The organism is Enterococcus ureasiticus, assembly GCF_001730285.1.
GTDB lineage: Bacteria > Bacillota > Bacilli > Lactobacillales > Enterococcaceae > Enterococcus_L > Enterococcus_L ureasiticus.
The window spans coordinates 290,277-306,288 of the sequence record NZ_MIJZ01000016.1 but is presented as its reverse complement, the minus strand read 5'-3'; the positions used below and the strand labels follow the sequence as shown (position 1 = coordinate 306,288).

The following is a 16,012-nucleotide window of genomic DNA, read 5'->3' as shown; positions in this document are numbered from 1 at the left end:
TGTGAAGATGATTTATATCATTAGCGGATTTATTATATTCGGTACACATTATCTATTAAAAGAAAATCAATGGCTTATTCAAAGAAAGTTATGGTCGTTGCTTTTAGGCTCGATTTTTCTGGTTGGTATTACAGTGATGATCAGTACGTGGATCGGTTCACTGATTCCAGTTATGATAGCAACGTTGATTTGTGCCACCATGTTGCAAATTAAATATACACATCAAGTGGCTGTTCAACGAATGATGTAAAATAGCAAAAAAGACGAGCTCAGTCAGCTCGTCTTTTTTGCATCATTTTCATTTTCCTTATCTTTCAAGGCATCTTCAATTTCTTTATGCAAGAAGTAAGAGATCACAGTTCGGATCACTACTAAAATGGCTAATTTTAAAATATCTTGAAATGTTGGCTTAATGATCGATTCAATAATGTCAGCGGCAATTAGTATTTCTAAACTCAGTAGAATGTAGCTACCTAGAAAGCTTTTAATAAAATTATTTTGCCGAGCCATGACGATCCGATTTCGATCGTTTTTTTCACTTTTCAGAAAATCAATACCGGCCATCACAACGCCCCAAACCAAGACGATAATCGAAAATATATTTAACGCCAAAATAAACAAATCAAAAAAGGGAATCAAATTATCCATGATCATTTGTGCTAAATCGTGCATGTTGTGTTCCTCCTTTTGTGTGTGAGTCTAGTATAGCAGTTCCTAATTTTTATTTCCACGAAGTTTATTCTGTGTGGATTGGGAGATATGTTTAATAACTATTTTATTTACGGACAGTTTGAATATAATGAAGTTGGACATTGATTGTTTTTTCTAGTTTTGGCTATACGTACTTTTTATCGAGAAGGACATCTGCTTTTAGGGAAGTTGTTTTCAAAAAGGTTAGGAAAAATGAAATAGCAGATGAAGGTTAAGCGAAAGGAAGCAAAAAAATGCCATTGACTTAGTGTATCAACTAAAGTCAGGGCATTTTTTATTAGTTATTTTTTTTAGCAGAAACTAGCAACATCATAGGTCTGCGTAGTTCATTACGCATTTCAGCGCTTGTTTCCAGCATTTCAGGAGCAGGCATAGGCTCAACTAAACGAGTGATTTGGAAGCCATTTGTTAGTAAGCCATCTAAATAGGTAGTCAATGTTTTGTGGTATTTCATTACAGTTTCCCCTAAAAAGGTTGTTTCGCGAATACTTTCATCAAAATAACGGTCAACAGGCCAATAGAGTGGTTGCCCCTCTTGATCGTAGATCCAGTCTTCTGTTCCTTGTGCTGTGAAAATCGGATGTTCAGCAGAAAAGATAAAATCACCGCCAGGTTTTAAACAGTGATTGACCTTCTTGGCAATCTCGTCGAATGACGGCACATAATGAAGTGCTAATGAGCTGATTATAATATCAAATGTTTCGTTCAATCCATCAATTTCTTCCATGCCCATTAAGTGATAACTGATTTTCGGAGAATCGGTCATTTCCTTCGCTTTTTCAATCATTCGTCCAGATAAATCAATTCCAATGACTTTTTCAGCACCGTTTTCGACTGCATACCGACAATGCCAACCGTAACCGCACCCCAGATCCAGTACAGTTTTTCCAGCGAAGTCAGGTAGTAGTTTTTTTAGCTCATGCCATTCACCAGCACCTTCCAGCCCCTTTTTTGAACGATCCATTTGGCTGTATGCCGCAAAAAAATTAGGGTTGTCATATTCATTTTTCATTACATATCTCCTTTTAATAAATGTACTTTCTGTCTTCTTTATTGTATCAGATTGCTAGGATAATACCCATAAAAGGGAAATCAACAAGAGATTAGCAGAAAAAGGGTAACTCTGAACTATCATAGCTCGCTCATTAAAGGTTTAGTGAAAGGTATGACCGCAATCACGTAATACTTGGGTGGCTTTTTCTTTGTCTTTGTTTTTGATTAAAAGGTAATCCGTATTATAAGTAGATAAGGCAAAAATAGAAATCTGATTTTCAGCTAATGGATTAGCTAGTTGAGTTAAAATACCAACTAGTGAAAAATCCAATTCACCGACGATTTGAATGATAAGCCAATCTGTATCGATAGAAAGTGCTTGATTGGTCTCTAGTGTGCCAGAAGGGACAACAATAGAGCACTCATCTTCTGTATAGGTAATACTTTTGAATGCTTTTATCTCATGAAATGAGGTAGGGATTTCAGTATGAGCAGGAAATTTCATGATCGTATAGTTTAGTTTATCAAGTAGTTTTAATTGCATTGCGTTTCCTCCAGGTATCTTTCTTAAATAGGGATCTCCAAAAGTACTTGAGAACCATAGATATGTGGGAGCTGATGACTGATATCTTTGAAACCCACTTCTAAACATAAGGCTTTAGTGAACGCTTTGTCTTCATTGACAATGATCGTAAGTTGATCGATGTTTGAAAAATGTTGATGAATGAATCTTGGTAGCAATTGAACGGCTTGTTTGACATACCCTTTTCTTAAATGTCGATAGTCAGTTGAAAGGTCTTGAACTAATAGACTGTTCTTATTATCAGAATAGGTGCTGCTGCCTTTTGCTTCAAAAAGGCTCAAAAAAGCAACCAAATGCTCATTTTTAAAAACCAGAACAGCATGACGTCGTGGGTCTTTTTTTGTTAAAGCAATTGCAATTTTTGGTTCACGGACATAGCGCAGTTTTATTTCTGATAAGCAGTAATTATCGACGAGTGTTTGGTGTGTATCATCATACATTTTCAAGTACATGATTGTTCCCCCAATCTCTTGTTTTGTTTTATTTATCTGCAGTATAATAATTTTTTCTGTTTTCATGTAGGTATTTATACCATTTTTTTCATGGGTGTAAAAATAATACCATCTATTTCTTGCTGAGTATCTGTAGGAACAAAACCAATATGTTTATAAAAGTCAAACGCATAAGGTGAAGAATTTAATGTAAGCTTGTTAGTATTGTAACGTTTTTGGCTATATATAGAAGCTGTTTGCATTAGTTGGCGAGCGATTCCCTTTTTATGGAAGGATTTGTCTACAAAAAGCAGAGAGATGTGACTAGGTAATTTGAGTGCAACCATTCCGGTTATTTGGGCTGTGGAAGTGTAGTGTGTCCAAATTATTAATTCTTGATTAACTAATTGTTTCGTGATCTGCTCAAAAGAAATAAATTGTTTAAACTGCTCAATTCCTTCGTTAGAATAATCAGGGGCTTCAAATTCAAAAAAAACATGCTGGACTAGGGCAAGCGTTTCTTTTAGTTCTAGTTCATTTGCATCTGAGAGTCTTTTGATAGATTGGTTCATAGCTATCCTCCAAAATGATTTCTGAGTTTTGAAAACTTTTATTAAGTTTATCACAAAAAAGGGAGTGGAGTATAAAGTTAATGTTTTTTTCATAATGATTGTGTCATTTAGACAAACAAAAAGAGTTTGAGACATAACTCCTAACGAAAAAATCCAAATAGCAGTCAAATTGATTAGCATTTGGATTATTTTTAAAAATTATACTACAAATCAAGTCATTCTTAATCTTGATTTTAGCTTTCAATTAGAAAAAAATGATATTCGTTTTGCCAGTGATCAATTAGTTGAAAGTATTCTTGAGGAACACTTTCGTCCTTAGAAGAAACAGGTAAAACCTATCACCAACGAAAAATTGACGTCGAATCAGCTTTCGGACATTTGAAGGTTTGTTTAGGCACCACTCGGTTCTTTGTTCAAGGGAAACAGCAGACACACAATGGAATTGGTTTCGCGCTAATGGCAGTCAATTTAAGGAAATATAGGCTAAGCAGACTAGGAAACAAGGAGGATTCTCCCTAGAATCTAAAAAATAGAAGACCGAAAATCATTTTTTACGATTTTCGGTCTTCTATTTTAGGGTTCTTGAGACTTATGTATCAAATCCCTTTTGCTTATTTAATGAGTCGTTTGTCGTTTTTAGACAAGGTACTCACTTTTTTTATATGTTCAACAGTAATCATTCGTATTTGTTGACTGTCTGCTTGTAATCGTAACATGATCGAATCACCTATACTTTTAGAAACGATCCAACCGGAAACTGTTTCAAATTTTTGAGAAGTAGGCACTTCTTTTAATTGTAAAACAACTAAACTTTTTTGAGCAGAAGCAACTTGTAATTTCTTAAGAATTTCCTCACGCTCTTTATTTTTGCTCTGTTTATCTTTAGAGTCGTCTAAAAACGCCGAAAAGAAACTTTGGGAAGATTGGCTGATCAATTTTGAAATGCTTTTCATTGTTGATTTGTGGTTATTGTCCATTCTTCTACCTCCTTTACGAATTTACTGCTACTATCAGACTCTGAACAATCAGATACTACTATTCTACCTAAAAAAGCCAAATAGTTCAAGAAAATATGTTCGTAATAATTTTATCAATGATCATTCCTACTTGCTTTTTTCGATATATTCAGTAATATTAGAAGTACTGATTACTATTTATGTAATTTGTTTGAAAGCGAGAAAGTGACATAATCTTTCAACTTAAAAGAGGGAGATACCAATGAAACAAAAACAGACTGATAAATCAAAAGTTTACATCATAGCATTATTAATAGTAACATCATTTGCAGGAGCGATTTTAGCAAAAGTGGCACCGATGGAAGAAGGACACGGCTTTTCAGCGTTATTTAATGATGGAAAAGCGGAGGAGATAAAAGAAACAGCGACAAGTGAAACTAAAAAAGAACCGGAGAAAGTCAAAAAACTAACCTATACTGAACAAATCAATCAGGATCTGAGCGAAGGAAAATTTACTAACCGGATGCCAATCAACTTATTATTACAAACGGATGATAAATGGAAGGCGACACCATATGGTATGGGGAATCCTGATGGGAATACTTTAGAAATCAATGGTTGCGCGATCCTATCTTTAGCTATGGTATCTTCTTATTTGGATAACAAAGCATACACGCCCCAAGATATTCTGAACTGGTCAAAAAACGATTACTTTGTAGAAGGGGAAGGCACGGCTTGGTCGGCATTCTCTGATTTTGCAATGGTAAAAGGCTATCAGTTTGAAGATCTTGAAACGGATATCGCCTCTGTAGAAGAACATTTAAAACAAAAACATCCTGTGATCATTTCGGTAAAACCAGGTTTATTTACAGAAACGGGTCATATTATGGTGCTTAGCGGCACGAATAACGGAAAATTTTGGGTGAACGATCCAAATGATTCTGAAACAAAAGGACATTCGAAAAAAGAATTTACAGTGGATGAATTGATGAATGAGGCGTTGAATTTTTGGGCGGTTTACAAGTAGAGATTTAAGATAAAAAAAGAAATGTAAGAAGTACAAATGATACATTACAGCAGTAAGTAGGAGCTACTTCTTATTGACATATTCACTCGAGTTAAAGTGTAGTGCGAAACTGATTTTTTAGTTTTGACCTACACCCTTTTTTGTTTTTAAAGAAAACGCTTTATTATTTTTTCGAAAACCATTGACATGGGATGGTTCCCACATTATACAATTAAGGTATAAAAAGGAAACGGAGTGAACCAATTGAAAATTATTATTGAGAAAAATTTTGATGCAATGAGCGAAACAACTAAAAATATTTTATTCGGTCATATGAGCCAGGATAAACGTGTCAACTTATCGATCACAGCAGGTAATACTCCTGTTGAAGTCTATAAAAAAATGGTGGAGATCGTAAAAGATTCCCCGGATTACGCCAATGTTCACTATTATAACTTTGATGAAATTCCCGTAGCAGGTCAAACGGAAGGGATAACAATCACTGATTTGCGAAAACTATATTTGACGCCTGCTAACATCAACGAAGCAAATATTCACCCATTGACTGTCGAAAACTATGCTGAACAAGACAAACGTTTGGCCATGGACGGTGGATTAGATGCCATGTTGATCGGTTTAGGCGGAGATGGTCACTTCTGCGGTAATATGCCGACAACGACGAGTTTTGAAAATTTGACTTACAAGATAAAGGTAACTGGCGAAGAACCGTGGTTTGTGCCAGATATGATGGAAAAAGGCCTGGAATTCGTTACAATGGGACCTGTTAGCGTAATGCGTGTAAAACATTTGATTTTGATCGTGAATGGTGAGAAAAAAGCTGAGATGGTAAAAAACGTATTACAAGGGCCTGTAACAGAGGAATTTCCAGCATCTGTTTTACAATTACATCCAAATTTGACGGTTATTTTGGACGAAGATGCTGCAAGTAAACTGGATAAATAAATAGCTAGAAAAGATTAAGGTAATAAATTGCCTTGATCTTTTTTAAACCTAATTTACAAACGTACGTTCTCGTGGTATTCTTAAATAAACGAAACAAGAATGGAGTCGGATATGGAAAAAATCAGGTGTGATTGGGCGCAAGGGAATGAATTAGAAGAGAAGTATCACGATGAAGAATGGGGAACAGCGGAACATGATGATCAAAAGCTTTTTGAAATGTTGATTTTGGAAAGCATGCAGGCTGGATTAAGTTGGTCGACGATTCTCAAAAAGAGAGAGACTCTAACCAGTGCGTATGATCAGTTTGACTATGTAAAAATTGCCGAGTATACCCAAGAGAAGATCGATTCTTTATTAGAAGATCCAGGAATCATTAGAAATAAGCTGAAAATCAATGCAACGATCAATAATGCCCAGGTCTTTATGAGGATTCAAGAGGAATATGGCAGTTTTGATCGATTTATTTGGGCTTATGTGGATGGAAAACCGATTAAAAATCGTTGGAAAGATGTCAAAGAAGTTCCAGCATCAACAGAATTATCGGATAAAATCAGCAAAGAGTTGAAGAAAAAGGGGTTCAAGTTCTTAGGGACAACGACAGTCTATGCTTTTATGCAGGCAACAGGTATGGTAGATGATCATTTGGCGCATTGTTTTAAAAGTCATGATGAAGTCATATCACACTAATCTCTCTAACTATCCTAAAGGGTTAGAGAGGTCAGAACCTCAATATATTTTTAATGTGTAGAAATATGAAGTATCTCGTAAAGAGACGCTTTATTTTGGTCTGGTTTTTCAGCATAAAGTCCAAAAACAACAGCTTGCCATTTGTCTGGATTATAGACGATAAATTTTCCTATACTATTTTCGGGTAAGGTTTCTTGTATGTTCAATAGTTTGTTTGGGACAACGCTTAGAGATTGTTGTTCAGGGATCGTAATCGTATGTTCCAGTAAGTAGGTAGCATCTGAAAAGCAGTCTGCTAAGTTTATTGTTAGAGGGATACCGATTTGAATGGTTTGCCAACCAAAATCGTGAATAATATTGTCGTAAAATCCTGCAAAAATAAATTGATTCATCCCTTCAGAATTTTCCCAGATATATAAAGGGGAGTATGAATTAGAAATTGCCCCTTGTACTTTTTCTGAAATAAGATAAGCTTTAAAGAGTAGACCTTGGAAATTATCTGTTTTTGCTCCGTTTTCTTCGACTCGTTTTCTAACCAGTGACATGTCATAATTATCCGGTAAAATTATTTTATATTGCATAGCATGCATCTAAATCAACTCCTATTCTTGATAAATTCAGTATATTCTTTTTAGAAAGTATTGAATAATACAAAAAAATGATATACGGTATCAGTATTAGTGATAGCAAGAAATGGGTGGGAAGATGGAGCTGAATGATTTAAGAATTTTTCGTTGTGTAACAGTTGCAGGTTCCATGTCAGAAGCCGCTAGAATAATGGGATATGCGCAATCCAATATAACTGAACGGATTAGATTGTTAGAGCAAGAACTGACCGTGAAGCTCTTTGAGCGGACGAATCGCGGTGTTAAGTTACTTCCAGAGGGCGAAAAATTACTAGGATACGCAACTATAATTTTAGCTCAAATTGATGAAATTGAAATGCATTACAAGAAATTACCGATAAAAATTGGTTGCACACAAACAATCGCATCTAATTACTTTGAAATGACAGATATCATTAATTACCAGCCTGCATTGGAGCTGTTAATTTATACAACTGATCGATTAGAAGCAATGTATGGAAAAAAAGAACTGGATGTATTGATTACAAACAAAATGACTTCCTTTAAAAACAACGTTTTACTTAGCGAAACGGTTGGTTGGCTATCAGTAACAGGTGCACAAGATATTTACCTGATGAGCCGAGATAAGGAATGTCCATATAGAAAGATGATGCTATCTTTAATCAATCCGCAGACATGTAAAATTGTCGAAGTTGACTCTATTTACTTGATGATCGACCTAATAAAAAAAGGAGCAGGCCGATCGATTTTACCCAAGCGTTTCTTTCAGGAGAAACAGAATCAATCGTTGTGTTTCACTAAAATAGAGCAACAAGTTCCTATCTATATCGTTGGAAATGAAAGGAACGTTTACCATGTTCGTCTGTTTTTAGAGCATAGCAACGGTTTGAGATGGAGAGGATTTGATTTGTGTGAGTGATATTTATAAAGATATCAATTCAAACTATGAGAAATTGTCAGAAACTGAGCGGGAAGTTATTAATTTTGTTTTAAAATTTGAAGATATTGAAAATTTAAAATTAAGAGATATTAAAGAGGCACTGTATATATCAAATGCTACAGTCATCAGAGCGTGTAAAAAGTTGAACTATGAGACATTTAGTGAATTAAAAGATGCATTCATTCAATCTCGAGAAGAAAAACGAAGTGTGTATCCTGTGAAATCAAACTTTTTACAGGAATTAGACAGGATAAAAAAAGATACTTTGACAACTTTAGAATTAGTGGATGAAAAAAATATCGACCAAATATGTAATTGTTTGATCAAGGCAAGAAGAATTTTTTGTATTGGAACGGGTTCGAGTTCTCGAGTCGCATCTGAATTTAATCATAAGCTAAAATCAGTTGATCTTTGGACAAATGATTTTTCAGATAAGATGTTAATTGAACATATTCCTCAAATCAGTACAGTTGAAGACGTGGTTGTCGTTTTTTCGTTAAGTGGTCAAGTAGAAGAGATTGATGAGACTATTATCAAAATAAAAAGCAATAGAACAACAATAATTTCAATTACTAATATGGCAGCAATCAAACTAAAGTCAATCAGTACGTACTGCTTATTGACTAGTAACCCCAGTGATCAGAAGAGGATTTGTTCAAGCTTGATGCTGTATATGATGAGTACTCTGATTTACGAAAAGTTGATAACCAAAGTACCTAGTTTTGAGTAAAAAATTACACAAGTAGGTTTTATATTAAGGATGTTCTCTAAAAAAAGGAAGAGCTAAAACTAATTTCTAGTTTTAGCTCTTCCTTTTTTTAGTGTGTAACGTTAGTTAATAAATTATAGAAAGAAAAATCTAATTTTTATCAAAATAATCTTCATAAACCAACATCAATTTATCAAAACTCTTAGCATCAGGAATCAACGGGATAACAATGATCGGAATAGAATTATTATAAATTTCAGGGATGTTGGTAATGATGCAATCATATGCAGAAGCCTCTTTTTCAAGTTGATCTAATGATGTGACCTGTAGAGGTGTGCAAGAGAAGCGCCCTCGTAAATAGTAGTTGATTCGCTCAGAAAGCATGTTCATGTAGTCCAATCCAGAGTTAAATAAAAGACAGGCTTTCAAGGTTGGAGTTGAATACTCTAAGCGATCAAGTAAGCTGGGCCAATTAGTGAATAAAATCGAAATCGCTTCGTAAACTATGTATTCTTTATAAGGATTTGAATAAAAAATGGCTTGCAAAGCGTGGCTCAATTCCATTGGTAAATGACCATATAAGTTTTTAATGCTTGTAAGAAATTCTTTATTTTTATTGTGCAAAATATATGTTCGTCCGTGAATCTGACAATCTAGGTTATAGAGGCGCATAAAAATAGTATCGAAATTATCACATTTGCAGTCCATCTTCTTTTCGATTTCTTGTAGAAGCTTTTCGATTTTTTGATACTTTAAGAGAGCATTACGATCGACTTTTATCAGATTACGTAAAGTACTTAGAGAATCGACGTATTGATCACTAAATATTAGATAAAAGAAAATATTTAAATTAGTAGGAGATAAGGAGAGATGAAATTGGCTATAAAATTCATCGCAAGCATAAGAATCATTAAGAATTGCAAACTCTTTTTCAGGTAGATCGTGAAGTTGATTTTCACTATTATGTTTTAAAAGATTGATGACGGTATAAGTGTAAAAACGTAGACGATTCAATAAAGAAAAGTCTAAGTTGTGTGATGGTTCGTTTGAAGTGGATTTTTTAATAATCTGAAGCCCGACTTGGTCTAAAATAGCTAATTGAGAGGTAGTCAAGAGACTTTCAGCTACGCCATACTTCTCATAAAAATAATGCTGCATAAAATTACAAATACTATGTGGGTCGCCGACAAGCTGCATTTTTTTTAAGTTGATTGTAAAGCCTTCTACTTGAAGCAGTTGATTTACTCGGAGAACGATTCGCTTGATTGTCGAGACGCTGGTATAAAGATTATCCGCCAAATCAACGATGGTAGAGAAATTATGTAAGAAAATTTTTTCGATTAGCTGGAATTCAACGCTATTCTTTATAAATTTTTGATAGATGCTTGTTTTACAGAAATCGAAACTTCTTGCAAAGCGAATGCCATATTTTTTTGAAGACTCGATGGTGGCAGGTGCAAGTAATGATTCTAATTCAATAATATCTGATTTCAACGTTTTTACAGGAACGTTTAAAGATTCTGATGCAACGATAAAAGGGACCCAGTCGTTATCAGCTAACAATTCCACTAACTCTAATTGGCGTTTTGATCGTGAGGAAAGAATTTCTTTCATAGTATCAACACTTTCTTTTCTTTATGTTATTTTTTAAATTTGTTCAACTTATAATGAAATAAATTTCAAGATACTTCTTATTTTAACTTGAAACGATCCCTTTTGTCTATATAACGGTAGATAATAATGACTGTTTTCTATAACAAGTTAAAATAGATAGCTCAATTTTTTCTTTTTAAAAGAAAAATCTGACCTTTTAAAAGTCTATGTTTGGATAACGTTTGTAATATTTACTGTCTTTTGTTTGGAATTTATTTTTATTTTCATATGAGAGCTAAATTCAATCAAGTATTCCTTTTTTGTGACGATAAATGACCTTTTTTTTTAAAATATAACGTTTAAACTAATCGTAAGCCACTTGATGGCGAGATAATAGATGGGGGATACATATGAAGAAAAAATTATTAGGATTAGCATTGATGTCAACAATTATTTTAGGTGGAGCAGGTCTGTTAAATGCAGATGAAGCAAATGCCCATGGATATGTAGAAAAACCAGCAGCCCGTGGTTACCAAGGTTCATTAGATAAAAATACGATCGGTTGGGGACCTGCAATGGATAAATACGGAATGGTTATTACGAATCCGCAATCTCTAGAGTTTGATAAAGGATTTCCACAAGCTGGACCAGCAGATGGTCAGATTGCTTCAGCACAAGGTGGGAAAGGTCAAATTACTGATTCCGTAATGGATAGTACTGGCGCAAACCGCTGGACAAAACAAGATATCAATACTGGAGTAAATACATTCTCTTGGCATTATACAGCACCACATAGCACAACTAAATGGCATTACTATATGACAAAAGTTGGTTGGAACCCAGAAAAACCATTAGCAAGAGCTGATTTTGATTTTCTTGGCGAAGTAAAGCATGATGGATCAGCCGCTTCAAACAATAAATCACATCAAATCGTTGTTCCAGAAAATCGCTCAGGCTATCATGTAATCTTAGCAGTCTGGGATGTAGCAGATACAACAAATGCTTTTTATAACGTAATTGATGTAAATGTAAAAGGAAATGGAGAAATCATTCCTCCAGTTGAAGAAGCTCCTATAGCACCGACAAATGTCAAAGCATCAGAAGTAACGACTTCGTCACTAAAATTAACTTGGGATACTGTTTCAAATGTAAAAGAATACAATGTATACCGTGATGGTAAAAAAGTTGCTACAGTTGGCGGAACTCAATTTAACGATGCAAACTTAGCAGAAAACAAAACATACTCTTACCAGGTAGAAGCAGTTGGAACAAACGGTAAAATCTCTGAAAAGAGTGCAGCAATAAAAGTAAAAACACAATCATCAGAAGTAGAAGATAATCAAAAACCAACAGCTCCAACGAACGTTCACTCTATGGGAACAACTGAAAATACAGTTGACTTAATGTGGACTAAATCAACACACTTCTTAGGTGTTAAAAATTATGAAGTATACCGCGATGGTAAAAAAGTAGCAACGACAGAAAAAACAAGCTTTAAAGATACTGGTTTAAAAGCTGATACAACATATAAATACACAGTTAAAGCAATCAGTGCAGGTGGGAACGTATCAGAAACTAGTACCGTATTTTCTGTAAAAACAAAAGAAGCACCAAGTGGCAATTCGACTTGGGATGCTGACAAAATTTATAATTCTGGTGATAAAGTAATCTTTGATGATTTAGAGTATGAAGCAAAATGGTGGACAAAAGGCGATCGTCCAGACGAATCAGATGCTTGGAAACTTCTTTCTGACAAAGTAATGAACTGGGAAACAAGTAAAGCGTATAGTGGTGGCGATAAAGTAATATTCCAAGGTCAAACATACAAAGCGAAATGGTGGACACAAGGAAATCAGCCAGGAACTGCACCAGTTTGGGAATTAAATTAATACCTGTATGACATAGTAATACACAATCACTACGAAATAGCACTAAAAAAGCAACACTGGACAGGATGCCTTGCATCTTATCCAGTGTTGCTTTTTTATAGATTTTGAATGTGTGTATGTTTGAACTCATCAGGATACTTAAGTCCGTAGCTCAACATTCGATCCATAAAAATATGGGCACACCAAACAATAGCAATCGGTAACAAGAGAGCTTCGTGTGTGAAAATATAAATAATGATCAACAATACTGGAAAAACCAAATTATGACCTAAGTTGTAGAGTTTAGCGCCAAATTTTGGACTTCTTAAGTAACCAATCATGGTGACATCTGGTAATAAGAGAAAAATAAAGAAGTAAAAAATAGAGAAGCCAAGGTAAACGAAAAGAATGGACGCTAAAAGAAACAACACCCCGTTTTCTAGCTGTAAAATTTTTTTGTTTGTCATGTCTACTCCTCCTGTAATCCATAGTCAAATAATCGGTCAATCAAGCAGAATAATTCGGCTTGGTTCTCTGCATAGTTATTATCTTTGATCGTCGCTTTTAGTTTGAGTAGAAGCTGATATGCCATTTCGTAAAAAGCAATTTTTTGTTTGATATGGTCAATTTTAGTAGTTAGAAATTCAGTAGAATCATTGTTGCATTGAGTAGAAATTGGTTGTCTTTTTAATTCGAGTAAGTAGCAGATTTCTTTTAACGAAAAATCTAATTCTTTTAAAGCTAAGATGATTTTTAAGTCTTGCTGATCTGTCTCTGTAAATTCACGATAACTATTAGATTGTCTTTCGGGCTGCAGCAAGCCCGAACGCTCATAGAATCGAACCGCATCAGTAGATAGGTTAAATTTTTTGGCGAAAGCTGTTATTTTCATTGATCATCCCTCCTGTAGAGCTAGTGTAACATTGGACATAACTCCGTGGTCAAGAGAGAATAGGGGATCTTTTCGTTGTTTGCTAAAGAAAATTAGATAAAGTAAAATAGTGACAAGGACGACTAGGAGGAAAATGAGATGAAATTTGAGTGGCGAAAACAGGAAAAGGAACTTTATTTACCTAAAGCTAAGCCAGTGGAACTTATTGTGCCAAAACAGAAATTTTATACGATTTCAGGAAAAGGAGATCCCAACGAATCGAAATTTGGGGAAGAAACAGCAGCGCTATATGCAATGTCTTACGGGATTCGAATGATGCCTAAAAATGATGTCACACCAGAGGGGTATTTTGAGTACACAGTTTATCCGTTGGAAGGAATTTGGACATTATCGGATGAGGCGATAGCAGATGGCAGGGAATTCAATAAAGCAGATCTAGTATATAAAATCATGATCCGCCAACCTGACTTTGTAACAGAAGAGTTAGCCTTAGCCAATTTGGAGCAGGTAGCTAAAAAGAAACCGAATCCGAACAACCAAAATGTGAAATTTGAAACGATCGAAGATGGAAAGTGTGTCCAAATGATGCATCTCGGTTCTTATGATGATGAAGTTAAGACATTTGAAGTGATGCAGCGCTATTGTACAGAGCATCAGCTGAGCAGAAGATCTTTGGATCATAGAGAAATTTATCTCTCTGATCCTAGAAAAGTAGCGCCAGAAAAAATGAAGACTGTGTTGCGCTATTTTGTTGAATAGGATGTAAAAAGAGGAGGACGCAAAAGTGTTTACGTTTGCGTCCTCCCTTTTTATATTTGCTTAAACAGTTTTTTTTCGGTAAATATGCGCTTCAAAATTTGACAGGCTCATTTGTTGTTTTAATGGTTTAACGTCTGCTGTTGTCATGATTTCTTCCCATTTAGAGTAATCCCAAGAATCTGGGAAAGAAACGATTGTCTGTTTTCGATCCAGCTGAACTAAAATCAACCATTGCTCAGTTTCAGTTGTGCGCGTGTAACAAAAGACAGTTGGGTGTTCGGGGAAAAGTAACTCGAATTTACCGTGAATAAGAGCGTCTGTCTGTTTTCTTAAACGAATCAAGGCTTGGTAATGATGAAAAATACTACTACTTTCAAGATCTTTTTGCGCCGCATTGATCATTCGATAGTTCTCGTTGACTTTTAGCCAAGGCTCGGTTGTTGAAAAACCTCCGTGTAAGGCATCTTCCCATTGGAAAGGTGTGCGGCTGTGATCTCTGGACCAATTCACTGCAATTGCTAAAGCTTCTGTAGTCATTTTTCCTTGTTCCAGTAATGTTTGGTAAAAATGAATTGTATCAGCTGCGTTGATTTCTTCGATCGAGTTAAAGGGATAATTGGTCATTCCAACTTCTTGTCCTTGGTAAATGAACGGTGTTCCTTTCAATAACAAAAGAACAGTCGCTAATGCTTTTGCGGCTTCTGGAGAATTATCTCCGTAAACAGACACACTGCGAGGTGTATCGTGATTCTCTAAATACAAAGCATTCCAGCCGCTATCTGCTAAACTTGTCTGCCATTGATTTAAGGAATGTTTTAAGTGCAGAATGGAACCTTTTTGTTGGCCGATTTCACCGATACGTTCACAATGCTCCAATTCAAAAATCATATTAAAATACCCGTGATCACCAGTCCATGCAGCTGCTTCTTGATGTGGAACGCCACTGGCTTCACCGACAGTCATAACATTGTATTCATTAAAAATAGCTTTTAGCTCTTTTAGATAGGCTTCAATACCAGCTACATTCATAAACGGTGCCCATTGGTTATCTGTGATCTCAAAATCCCAAGGCTCTTTTTGAATGTGGCTGATCGCGTCAATCCGAAAACCGTCGATCCCGAGATCCAGCCACCAGCGAATCATCTGATAAATTTCATGACGGACCTTTGGATTTTTCCAGTTAAGATCGGGTTGTTCTTTGGCGAAAACATGAAAGTAAGATTGCCCTGTTGTTTCATCGTAGGTCCAAGTGGAGCCGCCGAAAAAAGATTGCCAGTCGTTTGGGGGAAGTTCTTTTGTGGCGTCAGCCCAATGATAATAGTCGCGATATGGATTATCCAGTGATTTTTTTGCTTCTAGGAACCAAGGATGTTGATCGCTCGTATGGTTGACGACTAAATCCATAATGACGTTTAAATCCAGTGCATGTGCTTCTTTTAACAATACTTGGAAATCCTCCATTGTACCAAAATCTTCATGAATAGCTTGGTAATCAGAAATATCATAGCCGTTATCAATATTTGGTGAAGCATAGATCGGGTTTATCCACATAAAATCGACCCCTAGTTCTTTTAAATAAGGTAATTTTTGTCGAATCCCGTTAAGATCACCGATACCGTCGTGATTGCTATCTTTAAAGCTGCGAGGATAAATTTGATACCCTATAGCATTTTTCCACCAACTGCTTTTTTCTGTTTGGCGTATTTCTTGTGCTTGGATTGCTAGATTAGACATGTTTATTTCCTCCAAGAGTTGAATTGGT

Annotated in this window: 19 protein-coding genes and 1 pseudogene; 9 read left to right on the top strand and 11 right to left on the bottom strand. The window is 35.4% G+C overall.

The genetic code is table 11. From position 1 onward, the window contains the following. Positions 1-7: 7 nt before the first annotated feature. A complete protein-coding gene (locus BCR21_RS15625; RefSeq protein ID WP_069647385.1) occupies positions 8-250 on the top strand; it encodes a hypothetical protein in 243 nt (80 codons plus the stop codon). 23 nt (positions 251-273) lie between these two features. Here BCR21_RS15625 and BCR21_RS15620 read toward each other — a convergent pair whose 3' ends face one another. The 5 genes from BCR21_RS15620 to BCR21_RS15600 form a co-directional block, all read right to left on the bottom strand. Further along, on the bottom strand, positions 274-672 hold the full coding sequence (locus tag BCR21_RS15620) for a DUF1622 domain-containing protein (RefSeq protein ID WP_069647384.1): 399 nt from the start codon (positions 670-672) through the stop codon (positions 274-276). A gap of 316 nt (positions 673-988) precedes the next feature. Beyond that, entirely contained in the window at positions 989-1,723 is a 735-nt protein-coding gene (locus BCR21_RS15615) for a class I SAM-dependent methyltransferase (RefSeq protein ID WP_069647383.1), read from the bottom strand. A gap of 141 nt (positions 1,724-1,864) precedes the next feature. Then, positions 1,865-2,248 (bottom strand): ACT domain-containing protein, encoded by a 384-nt coding sequence (locus BCR21_RS15610; RefSeq protein WP_069647382.1) that lies wholly within the window; start codon positions 2,246-2,248, stop codon positions 1,865-1,867. A 23-nt stretch (positions 2,249-2,271) separates the two neighbouring features. Further along, positions 2,272-2,739: a GNAT family N-acetyltransferase gene (locus BCR21_RS15605; protein WP_069647381.1), complete on the bottom strand. Its 468-nt coding sequence runs from the start codon at positions 2,737-2,739 to the stop codon at positions 2,272-2,274. A 74-nt stretch (positions 2,740-2,813) separates the two neighbouring features. Continuing rightward, entirely contained in the window at positions 2,814-3,290 is a 477-nt protein-coding gene (locus BCR21_RS15600; RefSeq protein ID WP_069647380.1) for a GNAT family N-acetyltransferase, read from the bottom strand. A gap of 330 nt (positions 3,291-3,620) precedes the next feature. Here BCR21_RS15600 and BCR21_RS16755 point away from each other — a divergent pair. Further along, positions 3,621-3,809 (top strand): annotated as a pseudogene (locus BCR21_RS16755) (transposase); the annotation flags it as partial. A gap of 92 nt (positions 3,810-3,901) precedes the next feature. On the opposite strand, the gene BCR21_RS15595 reads toward BCR21_RS16755, so the two are convergent. Further along, positions 3,902-4,267, bottom strand: a complete 366-nt coding sequence (locus BCR21_RS15595) for a hypothetical protein (RefSeq protein WP_069647379.1) — start codon at positions 4,265-4,267, stop codon at positions 3,902-3,904. Positions 4,268-4,508: 241 nt separating this feature from the next. On the opposite strand from BCR21_RS15595, the gene BCR21_RS15590 reads away from it, so the two are divergent. From BCR21_RS15590 to BCR21_RS15580, 3 genes are all read left to right on the top strand, one after another. Beyond that, a complete protein-coding gene (locus tag BCR21_RS15590; protein ID WP_069647378.1) occupies positions 4,509-5,273 on the top strand; it encodes a C39 family peptidase in 765 nt (254 codons plus the stop codon). A gap of 243 nt (positions 5,274-5,516) precedes the next feature. Beyond that, positions 5,517-6,215, top strand: coding sequence for a glucosamine-6-phosphate deaminase (locus tag BCR21_RS15585; protein ID WP_069647377.1), 699 nt, complete (start codon positions 5,517-5,519; stop codon positions 6,213-6,215). Positions 6,216-6,326: 111 nt separating this feature from the next. Continuing rightward, positions 6,327-6,902, top strand: coding sequence for a DNA-3-methyladenine glycosylase I (locus BCR21_RS15580; RefSeq protein WP_069647376.1), 576 nt, complete (start codon positions 6,327-6,329; stop codon positions 6,900-6,902). 50 nt (positions 6,903-6,952) lie between these two features. On the opposite strand, the gene BCR21_RS15575 is transcribed toward BCR21_RS15580, so the two are convergent. Next, positions 6,953-7,492 (bottom strand): DUF4865 family protein, encoded by a 540-nt coding sequence (locus BCR21_RS15575; RefSeq protein WP_069647375.1) that lies wholly within the window; start codon positions 7,490-7,492, stop codon positions 6,953-6,955. A gap of 103 nt (positions 7,493-7,595) precedes the next feature. Here BCR21_RS15575 and BCR21_RS15570 point away from each other — a divergent pair, with 103 nt between their 5' ends. Together BCR21_RS15570 and BCR21_RS15565 are read left to right on the top strand one after the other, a co-directional pair. Next, positions 7,596-8,408 carry a LysR family transcriptional regulator gene (locus tag BCR21_RS15570; protein WP_240488104.1) on the top strand — a complete coding sequence of 271 codons (813 nt, stop codon included), beginning with the start codon at positions 7,596-7,598 and terminating at the stop codon, positions 8,406-8,408. Next, positions 8,401-9,159 carry a MurR/RpiR family transcriptional regulator gene (locus tag BCR21_RS15565; RefSeq protein WP_069647373.1) on the top strand — a complete coding sequence of 253 codons (759 nt, stop codon included), beginning with the start codon at positions 8,401-8,403 and terminating at the stop codon, positions 9,157-9,159. Before BCR21_RS15570 ends, BCR21_RS15565 begins: the two co-directional genes overlap by 8 nt. Before the next feature lie 129 nt (positions 9,160-9,288). On the opposite strand, the gene BCR21_RS15560 is transcribed toward BCR21_RS15565, so the two are convergent. Continuing rightward, entirely contained in the window at positions 9,289-10,752 is a 1,464-nt protein-coding gene (locus BCR21_RS15560) for an AcpB/EbpR/MafR family transcriptional regulator (protein ID WP_069647372.1), read from the bottom strand. 389 nt (positions 10,753-11,141) lie between these two features. Here BCR21_RS15560 and BCR21_RS15555 point away from each other — a divergent pair, with 389 nt between their 5' ends. After that, a complete protein-coding gene (locus BCR21_RS15555) occupies positions 11,142-12,620 on the top strand; it encodes a lytic polysaccharide monooxygenase (protein ID WP_069647371.1) in 1,479 nt (492 codons plus the stop codon). Between the two features lie 95 nt (positions 12,621-12,715). Here the strand turns inward: BCR21_RS15555 and BCR21_RS15550 are convergent, their stop codons facing one another. Both BCR21_RS15550 and BCR21_RS15545 read right to left on the bottom strand, forming a co-directional pair. Further along, positions 12,716-13,066 (bottom strand): DUF4260 domain-containing protein, encoded by a 351-nt coding sequence (locus BCR21_RS15550; protein ID WP_069647370.1) that lies wholly within the window; start codon positions 13,064-13,066, stop codon positions 12,716-12,718. A gap of 2 nt (positions 13,067-13,068) precedes the next feature. Further along, entirely contained in the window at positions 13,069-13,491 is a 423-nt protein-coding gene (locus BCR21_RS15545) for a MerR family transcriptional regulator (RefSeq protein WP_069647369.1), read from the bottom strand. A 138-nt stretch (positions 13,492-13,629) separates the two neighbouring features. Here BCR21_RS15545 and BCR21_RS15540 point away from each other — a divergent pair, with 138 nt between their 5' ends. Next, positions 13,630-14,250, top strand: coding sequence for a GyrI-like domain-containing protein (locus BCR21_RS15540; RefSeq protein ID WP_069647368.1), 621 nt, complete (start codon positions 13,630-13,632; stop codon positions 14,248-14,250). A 60-nt stretch (positions 14,251-14,310) separates the two neighbouring features. Here the strand turns inward: BCR21_RS15540 and BCR21_RS15535 are convergent, their stop codons facing one another. Then, positions 14,311-15,984 (bottom strand): glycoside hydrolase family 13 protein, encoded by a 1,674-nt coding sequence (locus BCR21_RS15535; protein ID WP_069647367.1) that lies wholly within the window; start codon positions 15,982-15,984, stop codon positions 14,311-14,313. Between the last annotated feature and the right edge of the window lie 28 nt (positions 15,985-16,012).

Bases quoted from the DNA above. Each gene is read 5' to 3' on its own strand.
- BCR21_RS15600 (WP_069647380.1), bottom strand. From the start codon at position 3,290: ATGAACCAATCTATCAAAAGACTCTCAGATGCAAATGAACTAGAACTA.
- BCR21_RS15535 (WP_069647367.1), bottom strand. From the start codon at position 15,984: ATGTCTAATCTAGCAATCCAAGCACAAGAAATACGCCAAACAGAAAAA.
- BCR21_RS15605 (WP_069647381.1), bottom strand. From the start codon at position 2,739: ATGTACTTGAAAATGTATGATGATACACACCAAACACTCGTCGATAAT.
- BCR21_RS15590 (WP_069647378.1), top strand. From the start codon at position 4,509: ATGAAACAAAAACAGACTGATAAATCAAAAGTTTACATCATAGCATTA.
- BCR21_RS15560 (WP_069647372.1), bottom strand. From the start codon at position 10,752: ATGAAAGAAATTCTTTCCTCACGATCAAAACGCCAATTAGAGTTAGTG.
- BCR21_RS15545 (WP_069647369.1), bottom strand. From the start codon at position 13,491: ATGAAAATAACAGCTTTCGCCAAAAAATTTAACCTATCTACTGATGCG.
- BCR21_RS15575 (WP_069647375.1), bottom strand. From the start codon at position 7,492: ATGCATGCTATGCAATATAAAATAATTTTACCGGATAATTATGACATG.
- BCR21_RS15555 (WP_069647371.1), top strand. From the start codon at position 11,142: ATGAAGAAAAAATTATTAGGATTAGCATTGATGTCAACAATTATTTTA.
- BCR21_RS15570 (WP_240488104.1), top strand. From the start codon at position 7,596: ATGGGTGGGAAGATGGAGCTGAATGATTTAAGAATTTTTCGTTGTGTA.
- BCR21_RS15615 (WP_069647383.1), bottom strand. From the start codon at position 1,723: ATGAAAAATGAATATGACAACCCTAATTTTTTTGCGGCATACAGCCAA.
- BCR21_RS15595 (WP_069647379.1), bottom strand. From the start codon at position 4,267: ATGGACAATAACCACAAATCAACAATGAAAAGCATTTCAAAATTGATC.
- BCR21_RS15550 (WP_069647370.1), bottom strand. From the start codon at position 13,066: ATGACAAACAAAAAAATTTTACAGCTAGAAAACGGGGTGTTGTTTCTT.
- BCR21_RS15620 (WP_069647384.1), bottom strand. From the start codon at position 672: ATGCACGATTTAGCACAAATGATCATGGATAATTTGATTCCCTTTTTT.
- BCR21_RS15580 (WP_069647376.1), top strand. From the start codon at position 6,327: ATGGAAAAAATCAGGTGTGATTGGGCGCAAGGGAATGAATTAGAAGAG.
- BCR21_RS15610 (WP_069647382.1), bottom strand. From the start codon at position 2,248: ATGCAATTAAAACTACTTGATAAACTAAACTATACGATCATGAAATTT.
- BCR21_RS15540 (WP_069647368.1), top strand. From the start codon at position 13,630: ATGAAATTTGAGTGGCGAAAACAGGAAAAGGAACTTTATTTACCTAAA.
- BCR21_RS15625 (WP_069647385.1), top strand. From the start codon at position 8: ATGATTTATATCATTAGCGGATTTATTATATTCGGTACACATTATCTA.